Origin of the sequence: Methylobacterium sp. B4, assembly GCF_003201865.1 — a bacterium.
Lineage (GTDB): Bacteria > Pseudomonadota > Alphaproteobacteria > Rhizobiales > Beijerinckiaceae > Methylobacterium.
Map to the genome: position 1 here is coordinate 15107 of NZ_QJJJ01000022.1, position 13251 is coordinate 28357.

A 13251-nucleotide genomic window follows, 5' to 3' on the forward strand; every position below is an offset into this window, starting at 1 on the left:
CAGCTCGGCTTAATTCCAGAAGGGTCCCGTTTCTGGAATGGCTCAAGCCTTGGCAGCACTATTCATGGGGGCCAAGCAGCCGGAATTTTGGTGCATTGCATCAAATTTCCGGCGCTGGACGCAGAGTGCCGTTTCGGTTCAGGCACCCCGCGCGATCGCCGCCGCGTCCCGTCCGACGATGGCGGCGAGACCGGTCGATCCCTCCACCTTCAGCCGTTGAAGCAGGCCGCGCTTGATCGTGCCGACGAGGCCCGGTCCTTCGTAGACGAGGGCGGAGTAGAGCTGGACGAGGCGCGCGCCGGCTCGGATCTTCGTCCAGGCCGCCTCCGCCGAGTCGATGCCGCCGACGCCGACCAAGGGAATGCGGTCGCCGACCCGCAGGAAGGTCTCGGCCAGCAGCCGCGTCGAGGGGCCGAACAACGGCCGGCCGGACAGGCCCCCGGTCTCGCGGGCGAGAGTGGCTTCGGCCAGCGTCGCGGGACGGGCGACGGTGGTATTCGAGACCACGAGGCCCTGGATGCCGCGGCGCAGAGCCGTGGCGGTCATGGCGTCGAGTCCCTCCAGCGCGATGTCGGGGGCGATCTTGAGCAGCACCGCGGCGCGTGACCCGCTCTCGTCGCGGGCGGCGACGACGCGGGCCAGGAGGTCGTCGAGAAAGGCCTCCCCCTGGAGGTCGCGCAGGCCCGGCGTGTTGGGCGAGGAGACGTTGACGGTGATGAAGGCCACGTGCGGCGCGAGCCGCGCCGTGCAGGCGACGTAATCGGCAAGCCGGTCCTGCGATTCCTTGTTGGCGCCGATGTTGACGCCGACGATGCCCTCGCGGCCCGCGCGCGCCCTCAGGCGGTCGCCCACGGCGTCGAGCCCCTCGCTGTTGAGGCCGAAGCGGTTGATGACCGCCCGGTCGCGCGTCAGCCGGAACACCCGCGGGCGCGGATTGCCGGGCTGCGGCTGCGGCACCACGCCCCCGACTTCCACGAAGCCGAAGCCGAGGCCGAGGAGCGCGTCCGCGACCCGTGCCCCCTTGTCGAAGCCGGCGGCGAGGCCGACCGGGTTGGGGAAACGATGCCCGAACGCCTCGACGGCCAGCGCCGGATCGTCGGCCTCGGGCCGGCGCGGCGGCAACAGGGAGAGGCCGCGGATCGTCAGATCGTGCGCCGTCTCGGCATCGAGCCCGTGCAACAGCGGCCGGGCGAGGGGGAAGAGGGCTTCGATCATGCCTGGGGTATCCCTTCCGGGAAGACGTGGCGCCCATCCGCCCCGAGCGGCAGGTCGCTCACCGAGCGCACGGCGCGCAAGGGCAGATCGCCGTAGAGATGGGGGAACAGCGCTCCGCCCCGCGAGGGCTCGAAGCGCAGGGCGTCCCCGAGGGCCTCCACCTCCACCGCGACGAGCAGCAGGTCGTCCTGCCCGGCGAAGTGGCGCGCGGCGGTCTCGGCCGCCTGTTCGGCGGTCGAGAAATGGATGAAGCCGTCGGCGCGGTCGACCGGGGCGCCGGTGAAGCGGCCGAGGCGTTCCGCCTCCTGCCAGAGGCTTCGCGGGCAGATCTTGTAGACGAGGGCCATTCGGTCTCCCTTGCAGTCTCTCCGGGGCAGCTGCGCGAGCGATAGGGCGCGGTCGCCTGCGCAGCAACCATTCGCGTGCGGCAGGAAATTTGCCGGGCGATGCCTTCACCCGGGAGCGCCCGGATGCGACATTGCCCGCCCGGGACGCTTCCGTTTGCGTTCGAGTCGAGCGGGTTCTAGTTTCCTATCACTAGGCCGTATGTCTCAACGGCAGACGCGCCGGGCCGAGGCCGCCATGCTGTCGCACGAGCAGATCTGGACTGCCATCGACCGATTGGCCGAACGTTACGGCTACTCCGCCTCGGGGCTGGCCCGCCGCGCGGGCCTCGATGCCACGAGCTTCAACCGCTCGAAGCGCGTCGGGCCCGACGGGCGCAAGCGCTGGCCCTCCACGGAGTCGATCTCGAAGGTCCTCGCCGCGACGGGAGCCAGCCTCGACGACTTCCTGCGCCTGGTCGATTCGCGCGAGGGGCCGGCGCGCGCGGCGGCGACGGTGCCGCTGATCGGCCTGACCCAGGCCGGATCGGGACGCTTCTTCACCGACGAGGGCATGCCCACCGGCGGCCCGGGCTGGGAGGAGATCGAGTTTCCCGATCTCGGCGAGGAGCGCGCCTTCGCCCTGGAGGTGCAGGGCGATTCGATGATGCCGCTCTACCGCGACGGCGACGTGCTGATCGTCGCGCCGGCCGCCAGCATCCGCAAGGGCGACCGCATCGTCGCCCGGCTCAACAGCGGCGAGGTGCTGGCCAAGGAATTGCGCCGCCGCACCGCACGTACGGTCGAGCTTGCCTCGCTCAACCCGGAGCACGAGGACCGCACGGTGCCGCTGGCCGAGGTCGCTTGGATGGCCCGGGTGATGTGGGTGCGCCAGTAGCGCCTCAGAGGCCCGTCAGCAGGTGGGCCATGTCGAGGGCGACGTGGCCCGAGAGCAGGCTCCAGCCGCAGGCGATCATCGTGGCGATCATCACGAAGGGGATCGGCCGCCGCTCCAGGCGCCGCCCCCGCAGGGTGTTGCGCAGGATGATGAAAGGCGCGCCGAAGGCCAGCACCGGCAGGGCGGCGATGGCCGAGACGCCGCCGGCCTCCAGGAGCCGGAAGCTCGCGCGCCGGTTGGTGGCGTATTCGAAGGCGCTCGCCAGCAGCCCCGACAGCGCGAGACCGATAATGAGCGCCTGGATCGATTCGAGGGAAGACGGGCTCACGGTCATGACGCGCTCGGCACTCCTTTTCAGGATATGACGCGCAGTCTGACCGATCGTTTACGGCTTGTTAAGAAAGACGTTTCGTTAACGCTAACGCCGCCCACAGGCATGCGGGGCCGGGGCGGCGTGCGCGGGACTTAGGCGTCTTCTTCGAGGTCGATGTCGAGGATCGCCATGCGGAAGGTGAAGGAATCGTCGCCGTCCTCCTTGTCGTCGGCGAGCACGCCGATCGACTCGTCACCGATGAAGACCTCGGCGGAATCACCCGTCTTCATCGCCACGACGCGGATGTTGGCGTTGGCGAACTTGCGGCGCAGGTAATCCTGCAGCTTGGCGACTTCAGTCTTGGTCACGCCGTCAACCTTTTTGCGAGGCGCCGCGTGCCGGGACAAGCGGTTCCGGCAGCAGCGTAGGTGGGGCTTCGGATGGTGCCGGGCGGCTTGCCACGTCGGGGCAGGGCAGGCAAGCGGCCCGTCCCCTCACGCCCATCCCATTTCCTGACCATTTCCGGGCCGAGGCGCCGGATCCGTGCGGGGAAAGCGGTCCTCGGGACCGCCTCAGATTCCCCCGGCGATGTCGACGAACTCGCTCATCGCCACGAGCTGGTCCATCGAGCGGGCGGGCTCGGCGCAGCCGGCGGCGCCGACGACGCGGGCCGGCACGCCGACGACGGTGGTGTGGGGCGGCACCGGCCGCAGCACCACGGAACCCGCCGCGACCCGGGCGCAGGCCCCGACCTCGATGTTGCCGAGGATCTTGGCGCCCGCGCCGATCATCACGCCGCGGCGGATCTTCGGATGGCGGTCGCCGCCGTGCTTGCCCGTGCCGCCGAGGGTCACCGCGTGCAGGATGGAGACGTCATCCTCGATCACCGCGGTCGAGCCCACCACGACGCCGGTGGCGTGATCGAAGAACACGCCGCGCCCGATCCGGGCTGCGGGATGGATATCGGTCTGGAACACCTCCGAGGACCGGCTCTGGAGATAGAGCGCGAGGTCGCGCCGGCCCTGGCCCCAGTACCAGTGGGCGAGCCGGTGGGCTTGGATCGCGTGGAAGCCCTTGAAGTAGAGCAGCGGCTCCAGCGCCCGGGTCGTCGCGGGGTCGCGGTCCATCACCGCGAGGATGTCGGCACGCATGCTCTGGCCGATGGAGGCGTCGTCCTGAAGCGCCTCGTGGAAGCCGTGGGCGACGAGTTCCGTCGACAGGGAGGGGTGACCCAGCCGGGTCGCGACCCGGTGGGCGACCGCCGCCTCCAGGGTCGGATGGTTGAGGATGGTGGCGACGAAGAAGGAGGCGAGTTGCGGCTCGTCGCGTACCACCGCTTCCGCCTCGTTGCGCACGCGCGTCCAGAGCGGATCGACGACGCCGGCGATCGCCTCGCGCCCGGAGGCCGGGCTGAGCGCAGGACTGGCGGACATGCATTCCTCCTCGACGGATGGGCCGGCTGTCCCTCCGGCCTGACGCCGCGACGCCGGGGCGTCGCGGACCAATCACGGTGCACCCCCGCGAGCGGACCGGAACGAGACCGGATCCATCGCCGGACGGCGCATGGGGGCATGACGGACGTCGTGAAAACGGTCTGGGCGAAGAGTTTCGTCTCCGCCCGCGCCGCGTCAAGCCTTACAGCTTGGGCTGCGTCCGCCCTGCATCAAGAGGTCGTGGGCCGGCCGCGTCGGCCTTACGCGGCCGGGCGCGTGCCGCCGTTGTCGTTGCCGCTGAAGCGGTTCTCGATCACGTCGATCAGGCGCGCGGCCATGGTCTCGACGGGCACGCCGGAGGTGTCCACCACCGCCGAGGCGCGGGCGTAGAGCGGCTCGCGGCTGATCAGCACGGCGCGCAGGTCGTCCAGCACCCAGGACGGATCGCCCTTGCCCTCGACATGACCCTGCTCGCGCACCCGCTGCAGATGCTCCTCGGGCCGGGCCTGAAGCCAGATCGTGTAGAAGGACGAGAGCAGCAGATCGTAGGTCAGGGGCTCGGCGACGATGCTGCCGCCGGTGGCGAGCACCATGGGCCCGGGATGCTCGGCGAGCCCGCGCAGGGCCTTCTGCTCCAGGCGCCGGTAGCCCTCCTGGCCGTAGATCGCGAAGATCTCCCGCACCGAAAGGCCGTTCTCGCGCTCGATCTCGGTGTTCAGCTCGACGAAGCGCCAGCCGAGATGGGCCGCGGCCATCCGCCCGAGGGTCGACTTGCCGGCTCCGCGCAGGCCGACCAGGGCCACGCGCCGCCGGATCGCCCGTGCCTCCGCGCCGGCCGATCCCGCCAGGGCCGCCTTCGCTAGCACGATCTGGTCGGGCGTCGCCTGATCGAGCAGGTCGCGGATCACCCGCCAGTCCGACGAGGTCTCCTGACTGGACACGAGGTCGTCGAGGCGCATGCCCATCGCGTTGGCGACACGCCGCAGGAGGATGATCGAGACGTTGCCCTGGCCGCTCTCGAGCTGGGCGATGTAGCGCTCGGACAGGCCGGAGGCCTGGGAGAGCAGCTTGCGCGAGAGACCGCGAACGGTTCGGGCATGGCGAACCCGCCGGCCCAACTCGTTCAGGAAGTCCGCCTCTTGATCGGCCGCGTCGGTCATGGCCTCACTCACTTCTCGTCCCCTTCCGACGCCCGCCTCGATCCACGTGAATGCCTGCGCCCAGGCCGAAGCCGCGCGACCGTCACGATCCCGCCCACCGGACCGAGCCGCCGACTGCAACGCACAGGCTATGGCTCACGCAAGGCATGCCGGCGCGATGGAAGGGGCACATCTGGCGACTGACGGGCCGGCATGCAACCCATCGCCTGAGCGTGGCATCCATGCGAACGCGTCAATGGATAATATATGACATACTGCACCGCAGCGTATGACGCTGCGCTGCAATGCGAAACATTACTCCTTCAACGTCACTCCCTCGAAGAGATGGCGCCCGAGCGGGTCCATCCGGAAGCCGGCGACGCCGCGCCGCGCCGCCATGTGGACCACGGTGTGGGCCAGGGGCACCCAGGGCGAGGCCTCGTGGAACAGCGTCTGCGCCTCGCGGTAGAGCCGGGTGCGTGTGTCCCGGTCGTCGGTGCGGCGCGCCTCCTGCACGGCCGCGTCGTAGCGGGGATCGCACCAGCGGGCGAGGTTGGCCCCGCCCGGGGCCGCCGGCCGGCAGCCGAGCAGCACGTTCATGAAGTTGTCGGGGTCGCCGTTGTCGCTGGTCCAGCCGTAGAGCATCATCGTGGGCTCGCCGCCGTAGAGCGCCGCCCGGTACTCGTTCCAGCCGCGGGTCGTCAGCCGTACGCGGATACCGATTCGGGCAAGATCCGCGCGGATCATGTCCGCCACCCGGCGGCCGTCGGGGTTGTAGGGCCGGCTGACCGGCAGGAACCACAGGTCGGTCTCGAACCCGTCGGGAAAGCCCGCCTCGGCCATGAGGCGCCGGGCCGCTTCGCCATCGAAGCCGGGCTGGGGCAGCCCGCCATGGAAGGCCCAGCTTCCCGGCGGCAACGGATTGCGCGCGATCGTGCCGGCCGGGCCGTAGACGGACTCGACGATGGCCCGCCGGTCGATGGCGAGGCTGACGGCGCGGCGCACCCGTAGGTCCGTCATCGGCGGCCGGGTGGTGTTGAGCGCGAGGTAGGCCACGTTCAGCTCCTCGGCCGAGAGCAGGGCGAGGTTCGGGTCGGTGCGCACCGCCTCGAGATCGGCCGTGCCGGGAAAGGCCATCAGGTGGCACTCGCCCGCCTTCAGCTTGGTAAGGCGCACGGCTGCGTTCGGCGTGATCGAGAAGACGAGGCCTTCGACCGACCCGCTCCCCGCGGCGGCCGTTTCGCGCCAGTATTCGGGGAAGCGGCGGTACTGCACGGCGAGGTCGGGACGGTAATCGACGAAGCGGAACGGGCCCGTTCCCACGGGCGCGCGGGCGAGCTCCTCTTGCGCCCCCCGGGCCGCGAGTTGCTCGGCATATTCCGCCGACAGGATACCGCCGAAGGCCTGGGCGAGATTCGGCAGGAAGGTCGCGTCCGGCTCCTTCAGCCGGAATCGGACCCGGCGCTCGTCCAGCCGCTCGATGCCCTCGATCAGCCCGGGAAGGCCGAGGTCGCGGAAATAGGCGAAGGTGCCGCCGAGCCGGTGATAGGGATGGTCGGGCTGCCACTGGCGGCGGAAGCTGAACAGCACGTCGTCGGCATTGAGCGGCCGGCTCGGCACGAACCGGGCATTGGCGTGGAAGCGCACATCCGCGCGCAGGGTGAAGTCGTAGGTCCGGCCGCCATCCGAAATCTGCCAGGACTCGGCGAGCGCCGGCCGCAGATCCGTGGTGCCGGGGACGAACTCGACGAGATTGTTGAACATCTGCCACGTCACGTTCATCGCCGTGGTCGTCGTGACGCGGCCCGGATCGAGGGATTCGGGATTGCCCTCCGAACAGTAGACCAGGGTGCGCGCCTGTCCCGGCAGCGTTCCGGCCAAGAGGACGGAAAGGGCGGCGAACAGCGCGGCGCGCGCGTGAAGGAACCGCTTCATCGCGCCTGCGCTCCGGCGGTGGGACGGGACGCGGCAGGCCGCTCCGTCCCTCCGGGCTCGCGCGCAAAATCCAGCCGCACCAGCGTTCCGCGGCCCGGCTCGCTCTCGACGGTGATGCGCCCCTGCAGCTTGGCCGTCACCAGATTGTGGACGATGTGCATCCCGAGGCCGGTGCTGCCGCGCGAGCGGGCCGTGGTGAAGAACGGATCGAAGATCCGGCCGAGATTCTCGCCCGCGATGCCGCCGCCGTCATCGACGACTTCGAGCCGGACGAGAGCGTCGAGGGGGGAGACCCGCACGGTGATGGTGCCGGGCCGCTCGGCCCCGGAGAAGCCGTGCACCACCGCATTGGTGATGAGATTCGTGACGACCTGGGCGAGCACGCCGGGATAGGTGTCCACGACGATGTCGGGCGGGCAGTCCCGCCGGATCCGGTGGCCGCCCTTGCGCAGCATCGGCTGGAGGCTCGCAAGCAGTTCGTCGAGCCAGACACCGAGGTCGAAGCTGCGGCGCTCGTCGCTGGCCCGGTCCACGGCCACCTGCTTGAAGCCGTGGACGAGGTCGGCGGCCCGGGTCAGGTTGGCGCAGAGCAGGTTCGTGCCCTCGCCCACCCGGTCGATGAAGTGGGTCAGGCGCGAGCGCGACAGGGTGCCGGCCGCGACCACCGACTGGAACATCCGGGTCTCGTCGCGCACCAGCGTCGCCGTGGTGAGCGCGATGCCGAGCGGCGTGTTGATCTCGTGGGCGACGCCGGCAACGAGCTGCCCCAGCGAGGCGAGTTTTTCCGCCCGGATCAGGTCGTCCTGCGCCCGGTGCAGGTCCTGCAGGGCCGTGTCGGCCTGATCCTTCGCCCGCCGCAGCGCCCGCTCGCGCCGGCCGATCTCGGTGACGAAGAAGTTCGTAGCCCGGGCGATGTCGCCGAGTTCGTCGGTGCGCTGCGTGCCGGAGAGCCCCGCCGCCTTCGGGTCGGCGGCGAGCGCGATCATGTCGCCCTGGAGCTGGCGCAGCGGCACCAGGATCGAGCGCGCCACCGCCAGCGCCGCCAAGGCGCCCAGCAGCAGGCCGACGGCCGCCCCCGCGAGGAGGAGCTGTCCCAGGAAGGCGCCGAACCGGTCCGCATCCTCGACCGCGTCGTCGTTGAGGGCGCGGGCGGCCTCGCTCGTGCTCGCGGCCAGGCCGTCCATCTCGGCGATCATCGCGTTCTGGCGCTTGAGCCCGCCGATGGTGGTGGCGAGCCGCTCGCGCCACCCGTCGATGGCCTCGACCATGTCGGCCTGGATCAGCGGCGAGATCGGCAGGGCGCGGGCGCTCGCCGCGAGGCGTTCGCCCTCGCCGATCAGGGACGAGACCGCGTCGACGTCGCGGCGCATCAGGGCATCGGCGGTGCGCTGGCCGAGCTTGAGCGTGGTGATGCCGATGTTCTGCGCGGCCTGCTCCGTCGCGCCCGCCTCGATGGAGTAGGCGAGAAGCTGGGCGACCTCGTCGTCCAGGGTGCGCTGCTCGGACGACACGATCTTGAGAAGGCGCTCGCCCCATTCCGTCAGCCGCTCGAGGGCCGCCGCATCCGTCTGCGGGGCGTCGGCCAGGGCCGCGATCTCCGTCTCGATCTCGGCGGCCTCCGCCTCGCGGGAGGTGGTGCGAAGGGCGGCCGCGAGATCGCCGCCGGCATGGACGAGGCGGGTCCGCTCGGCGCGCACGGCCTCGGCGGCGGTGTCCGCGGCCCGTGCCTGCGCCCGCTCGAGGCGGCCCGCCGCCATCAGGAGCGCATTGAGACCCATGACCACGTCGCGGGTCGCGCGCAGCCGGTTCACCTTCCCATTCTGGGTCCAGGCGAGGTCGACATTGGAGGCCTGCTGTCGCTGGCGCGCCTGCTCGGCGAGGTCGGTCAACCGGGTGGCGCGCCGCCCCATCTCGGCGATGAGCGCGTCGTTCTCGCGGGTGACGGCCACGAAATCCCGCATCCGTGCCACGGAGCGGTCGAGCGAGGCCCGGGCGGAGGCGGCCCGCTCGGCCTGACCCCGGGTGCGGGCCTGACTGCGCAGGGTGTCGAGGCCCCGTCCGGCCCGGTCGGTCAGGTCGGAGAACTGCCGCTCGTAGGCCGCTCGGGCGTCCGGGCGGGCGGCGTAGTCGTCGCGCACCATCCGCGCCAGGGTGAGGTCGTGATAGACCCGTGCGGCGAGCAGGGCGCCGGACCGGGCGCGCTCCCCTTGAGCGAGCAGGAACCAGCCCGCCGCGGCGATGGCCGCAGCGACGAGGATCGGGACTCCGCCGACCAGGGCAATCTTCCGCCCGACCCGCATCCTCGCCCCGCAGCGGGCTCCCTCGGGAGCATCCTTCGATAAGGCGGGATCGTTGCCGGAAAAGCGCCGCGGGACAAGGCTTTTGCGCGCGACTCGCGCGGCTTCGGCATCCTTGCCGGGCGGGACGCGTCAGGTCCGCGCCAGGGCGGACGGGCGCCGCTTGCGCACCGGCGCCGCGCGGCCCCCCGCCGCGACGCCGAAGCGCTCCTCCGCGCTGGGCGGCGTGGCCGGGCGGGGCTGGCCCGTGCGTCCGCCCTTCTGGCGCCCGTGCAGCACCTCGCGCAGCGCGTCGAGCGCGTCCGGCCGGGAATCCAGCAGGTCCTTGGAGAAATGCGGCATGGCGGCCTCCCTCAGGGCTGCGTGAGTGCGATCACCCGCACGCGCCGGCCGTCGGCGGCGCAGCCGGCGAGCCGGGTGGGCCACGGGGACGGGGCGCAGGCGGCCGGGTTCGTCGCGCTCGGAGCGGGCTTCGTCGCCCGCGCCGGCGGATCGTTCCAGGCCACGGCCGCGGGGGTGGGACCGGAGGAGGCATCGGCCGCGGCCAGACCGGCGACGAGGCCCGCGGACAGCACCGCGCTCGCGGCGAACATCGACACCAATCCCTGCATGACTTCCCCCTCCGGCTTCCGCCGCCTTCGTTGAGACGGCTTGTAGAGGCGGGTCGTATCCGGCGTTTTGCGTCGCCGGTGACAGGATCAGGGGATGAAGGGGAGTTTGTTGCGTGGCCCGCGCGGAGGACGAAACAATCGCTCGCTCCGGCCCGGTCTCTCTCGAGAAACGCCCGGTCGCGGACGCCCTCGCATCGACGGCGCCGCGAGCGTTTCGCGCGGTCTCAATCCCCGTCGGGCCGGAAGATGTAACCGAGCCCGCGTACGGTGCGGATGTAGCGGGGATGGGCCGGATCGGGCTCCACCTTCTTGCGGATCCGGTTGATGCGCACGTCGATCGCCCGGTCGAACGCGTCCGGGTCGCGGGCATCGGCGAGGTCGAGCAGCCGCTCCCGCGACAGCGCCCGCTTCGGATGGTCGGCGAAGGCCTTGAGGAGGTCGAATTCCGAGCGGGTCAGCGGCTGCTCCACGCCCGCATCGTCGCGCAGGCGCAGGGCGTCGAGTTCGAGCCACTTCGTGCCGAACCGGACCTTTCGCGAGGGCGTCTCGGGTTTTGCGGCCGGTGGGACCGCCGGCTCGACCTGCACCCGGCGCAGCACCGAGCGCACGCGGGCCACGAGTTCGCGCAACTCGCAGGGCTTTGGCAGGTAGTCGTCCGCGCCGAGTTCGAGCCCCACCACCCGGTCGATCGGGCTCGCGGTGGCGGTCAGCATGATGATCGGGATGCGGCTCCGGGCCTTGAGGTCCCGCACGATGGAGAGGCCGTCCTCTTCCGGCATGTTGAGATCGAGCACGATCAGGTCGGGCGTGCGCGCCTCCAGATGCGTCCGCAGCGCCCGTCCGCTCTCGCACAGCGTCACGTCGAAGCCGTGCAGGCGCAGGTAATCGCCGACCATGGCGCGGGCATCCGCCTCGTCGTCCACGACGGCAATGTGGGGACCCGATCCAGTCATCGCGCGGATCTTTCCAGGACCGATGACACCGCGCGCCTGCTCACTCCAAGCTTCTCCCGAATCGAAGCGTCGTCCGAACTCTTTCATCGCGACCATGCCCGATCCTTTCCCACTTGGCGACGCTGACGGACACGCGATCAACGGCTCTCCTGCGCCCGGTGGTTGCTTTCCGGACGTGCGGGTGCTGAATCCGAATCCGTTCGATTTCTCGGACACGGTGTAAAGACGCGGCGCCTTTCAGAAAGATTTCTTTATCCATCTCCGCTAATCCGCTTCGCATCCCTTCCGGAGCGGCACCCTCACCGGCGGCTTGCAGGGAAGGAAGGCGCAGGATCTTGGGAGACCTTTGCGGCGATGGATGACGACCGGCTCGAACTCATCCCCGACGAGGAGCCCGGCCAGCCGGCCCGCTCCGGCAACTGGACCATCGCGGTGGTCGACGACGACCCGGCCGTCCACGAGGGCACCCGCTACGCGCTGGCCGGCTACGTCCTCGACGGGCGGGGGCTGGAGATTCTTTCCGCCTACTCGGCGCAGGAGGCGCGCGCGCTGCTGGCCGAGCGGCGGGACGTGGCCATCGTGCTGCTCGACGTGGTGATGGAGACGGACGATGCGGGCCTGCGCCTCGTCGATTACATCCGCCGCGAGCTGAAGGAGGAGACCGTCCGGATCATCCTGCGCACCGGGCAGCCGGGGCAGGCGCCGGAGCGCCGGGTCATCGTCGATTACGACATCAACGACTACAAGGCGAAGACGGAACTCACCGCCGACAAGCTCTTCACCAGCCTGACCGCGGCGCTGAGGGCCTATCAGCAGCTGCGCCGGCTCGACGAGACCCGGCGGGGCCTGGAGATCATCATCGACGCCGCACCGATGCTGCTCGATCACAAGTCGATGCAGCGCCTCGCGCAGGGCGTACTCACCCAGGTCGCCTCGCTCCTCAACGTCGATTGCGCCGGCATCCTGGTGCTGCGCGAGGGCGAGGTTCTCGAAACCGCCGAGCCCGGCTACTGCGTACTGGCGGGGGCGGGACTCTACGGCGGCTATGTCGGCCGCGAGCCCGGCTGGCCGCTCGACCCCGATATCCAGCCCCTGGTGGAGCAGGCCTTCGCCGCGCGCTGCCACAGCTTCGGCGACCATTTCTCCACTCTCTACGTGCAGACGGCGAGCGGCAGCGAGATCGTCGCGCTCATCGACACCGACCGCCCGCTCTCCGACACGGACCGCGCGCTGATCACCCTGCTGACCGGCCGCCTCTCGGTCGCCTTCGACAACGTCATCCTCTACGAGCGGCTGCAGCGCGCCAACGTCACCCTGGAACAGCGCGTCGTCGAGCGCACCGCCGAGCTGATCCGCGCCAACCGTCGCCTCGACATGCAGCGCTCCGACCTGCGCCGGGCCAACAGCCTCAAAACCGAGATCCTGGGCACCATCGCCCACGACCTGAAGAACCCGCTCGCGGTGATCCTCGGACGCTCCGAGATGCTCGCCGACCTCATCGATCTGCGCTCCGGCCCGACCTCCGGGCCGGAGGAGGCGCGCACGGCGATGGTGGGCCAGGTCGAGCACATCCGCACCTCGGCCCGGCGCCTGATCGGCATGATCGACAGCCTCATGGCCGACGCGATGAACGATGCCCTGGACATCACCCTGCGGCGCGAGCCCGTCGATCTCGCCGGTCTCGCTCGGGAAGTCTGCGAGGCCAACCGGCCGCTCGCGGATTCGAAAGGGCAAAGTCTCGTCACGGATCTGCCCGCGCCGCTCCACCTCTGCGGCGACGCCGAACGCCTGCGCGAGGCCCTCGACAACCTCGTCTCGAACGCCATCAAATATTCCTATCCCGGCGGACGGATCACGATCGGCGTGCGCGTGGAGGGGGACGACTACGTCTGCGCGGTGGCCGACCATGGCCCCGGCCTCTCACCCGAGGATGCGGGCCGCCTGTTCGGCCGCTACCAGCGCCTCTCGGCCAAGCCCACCGGCGGCGAGGGCTCGACGGGCCTCGGCCTCTCCATCGTCAAGCGCATCGCCGAACTGCATGGCGGCCGGGCCGAGGCGGTCTCGGAGGGGCCGGGCCAGGGCGCCGTCTTCTCGCTGCGCTTTCCGAAGGAGGTCGTCGGGGTGTGGTAGGCGG

13 protein-coding genes are annotated in these 13251 nt (G+C 70.7%); 2 read left to right on the top strand and 11 right to left on the bottom strand.

The window, feature by feature from the left end; translation table 11 throughout:
- Positions 1 to 138: 138 nt before the first annotated feature.
- Positions 139 to 1215 (bottom strand): quinone-dependent dihydroorotate dehydrogenase, encoded by a 1077-nt coding sequence (locus BY998_RS19675; protein WP_110353405.1) that lies wholly within the window; start codon positions 1213 to 1215, stop codon positions 139 to 141.
- Positions 1212 to 1562, bottom strand: coding sequence for a DUF952 domain-containing protein (locus BY998_RS19680; protein ID WP_110353406.1), 351 nt, complete (start codon positions 1560 to 1562; stop codon positions 1212 to 1214). The genes BY998_RS19675 and BY998_RS19680 overlap by 4 nt, the downstream gene beginning before the upstream one ends.
- Before the next feature lie 235 nt (positions 1563 to 1797).
- Here BY998_RS19680 and BY998_RS19685 point away from each other — a divergent pair, with 235 nt between their 5' ends.
- Positions 1798 to 2436, top strand: coding sequence for a helix-turn-helix transcriptional regulator (locus BY998_RS19685; RefSeq protein ID WP_110353448.1), 639 nt, complete (start codon positions 1798 to 1800; stop codon positions 2434 to 2436).
- Positions 2437 to 2440: 4 nt separating this feature from the next.
- On the opposite strand, the gene BY998_RS19690 is transcribed toward BY998_RS19685, so the two are convergent.
- The 9 genes from BY998_RS19690 to BY998_RS19730 all read right to left on the bottom strand — a co-directional run bounded on the left by BY998_RS19690 (position 2441) and on the right by BY998_RS19730 (position 11117).
- On the bottom strand, positions 2441 to 2770 hold the full coding sequence (locus BY998_RS19690) for a hypothetical protein (protein WP_110353407.1): 330 nt from the start codon (positions 2768 to 2770) through the stop codon (positions 2441 to 2443).
- A gap of 131 nt (positions 2771 to 2901) precedes the next feature.
- Complete coding sequence (locus BY998_RS19695) at positions 2902 to 3117, bottom strand: DUF3126 family protein (protein ID WP_017485459.1); 216 nt, start codon at positions 3115 to 3117, stop codon at positions 2902 to 2904.
- A 204-nt stretch (positions 3118 to 3321) separates the two neighbouring features.
- Positions 3322 to 4182, bottom strand: a complete 861-nt coding sequence (gene cysE, locus BY998_RS19700) for a serine O-acetyltransferase (protein WP_110353408.1) — start codon at positions 4180 to 4182, stop codon at positions 3322 to 3324.
- A gap of 260 nt (positions 4183 to 4442) precedes the next feature.
- Positions 4443 to 5342, bottom strand: a complete 900-nt coding sequence (locus BY998_RS19705; RefSeq protein WP_110353409.1) for a helix-turn-helix transcriptional regulator — start codon at positions 5340 to 5342, stop codon at positions 4443 to 4445.
- A 294-nt stretch (positions 5343 to 5636) separates the two neighbouring features.
- Positions 5637 to 7256, bottom strand: a complete 1620-nt coding sequence (locus tag BY998_RS19710; protein ID WP_110353410.1) for an ABC transporter substrate-binding protein — start codon at positions 7254 to 7256, stop codon at positions 5637 to 5639.
- A complete protein-coding gene (locus BY998_RS19715) occupies positions 7253 to 9556 on the bottom strand; it encodes a HAMP domain-containing sensor histidine kinase (RefSeq protein WP_110353411.1) in 2304 nt (767 codons plus the stop codon). The genes BY998_RS19710 and BY998_RS19715 overlap by 4 nt, the downstream gene beginning before the upstream one ends.
- Positions 9557 to 9685: 129 nt before the next feature.
- Positions 9686 to 9895: a hypothetical protein gene (locus BY998_RS19720; RefSeq protein ID WP_110353412.1), complete on the bottom strand. Its 210-nt coding sequence runs from the start codon at positions 9893 to 9895 to the stop codon at positions 9686 to 9688.
- 11 nt (positions 9896 to 9906) lie between these two features.
- Positions 9907 to 10164: a hypothetical protein gene (locus BY998_RS19725; protein ID WP_245421663.1), complete on the bottom strand. Its 258-nt coding sequence runs from the start codon at positions 10162 to 10164 to the stop codon at positions 9907 to 9909.
- A gap of 224 nt (positions 10165 to 10388) precedes the next feature.
- On the bottom strand, positions 10389 to 11117 hold the full coding sequence (locus BY998_RS19730) for a response regulator (RefSeq protein WP_110353449.1): 729 nt from the start codon (positions 11115 to 11117) through the stop codon (positions 10389 to 10391).
- Between the two features lie 354 nt (positions 11118 to 11471).
- Between BY998_RS19730 and BY998_RS19735 the strand changes: the two genes are divergently transcribed.
- The gene (locus tag BY998_RS19735; RefSeq protein ID WP_110353414.1) at positions 11472 to 13247 is read left to right on the top strand and encodes a DUF3369 domain-containing protein; all 1776 of its coding nucleotides are present in this window, start codon (positions 11472 to 11474) and stop codon (positions 13245 to 13247) included.
- Positions 13248 to 13251 lie beyond the last annotated feature (4 nt).

Coding starts and splice junctions, on each gene's coding strand:
- BY998_RS19675 (WP_110353405.1), bottom strand. CDS start 1,215: ATGATCGAAGCCCTCTTCCCCCTCGCCCGGCCGCTGTTGCACGGGCTC.
- BY998_RS19720 (WP_110353412.1), bottom strand. CDS start 9,895: ATGCCGCATTTCTCCAAGGACCTGCTGGATTCCCGGCCGGACGCGCTC.
- BY998_RS19690 (WP_110353407.1), bottom strand. CDS start 2,770: ATGACCGTGAGCCCGTCTTCCCTCGAATCGATCCAGGCGCTCATTATC.
- cysE (WP_110353408.1), bottom strand. CDS start 4,182: ATGTCCGCCAGTCCTGCGCTCAGCCCGGCCTCCGGGCGCGAGGCGATC.
- BY998_RS19685 (WP_110353448.1), top strand. CDS start 1,798: ATGCTGTCGCACGAGCAGATCTGGACTGCCATCGACCGATTGGCCGAA.
- BY998_RS19735 (WP_110353414.1), top strand. CDS start 11,472: ATGGATGACGACCGGCTCGAACTCATCCCCGACGAGGAGCCCGGCCAG.
- BY998_RS19680 (WP_110353406.1), bottom strand. CDS start 1,562: ATGGCCCTCGTCTACAAGATCTGCCCGCGAAGCCTCTGGCAGGAGGCG.
- BY998_RS19705 (WP_110353409.1), bottom strand. CDS start 5,342: ATGACCGACGCGGCCGATCAAGAGGCGGACTTCCTGAACGAGTTGGGC.
- BY998_RS19730 (WP_110353449.1), bottom strand. CDS start 11,117: ATGACTGGATCGGGTCCCCACATTGCCGTCGTGGACGACGAGGCGGAT.
- BY998_RS19725 (WP_245421663.1), bottom strand. CDS start 10,164: ATGCAGGGATTGGTGTCGATGTTCGCCGCGAGCGCGGTGCTGTCCGCG.
- BY998_RS19715 (WP_110353411.1), bottom strand. CDS start 9,556: ATGCGGGTCGGGCGGAAGATTGCCCTGGTCGGCGGAGTCCCGATCCTC.
- BY998_RS19710 (WP_110353410.1), bottom strand. CDS start 7,256: ATGAAGCGGTTCCTTCACGCGCGCGCCGCGCTGTTCGCCGCCCTTTCC.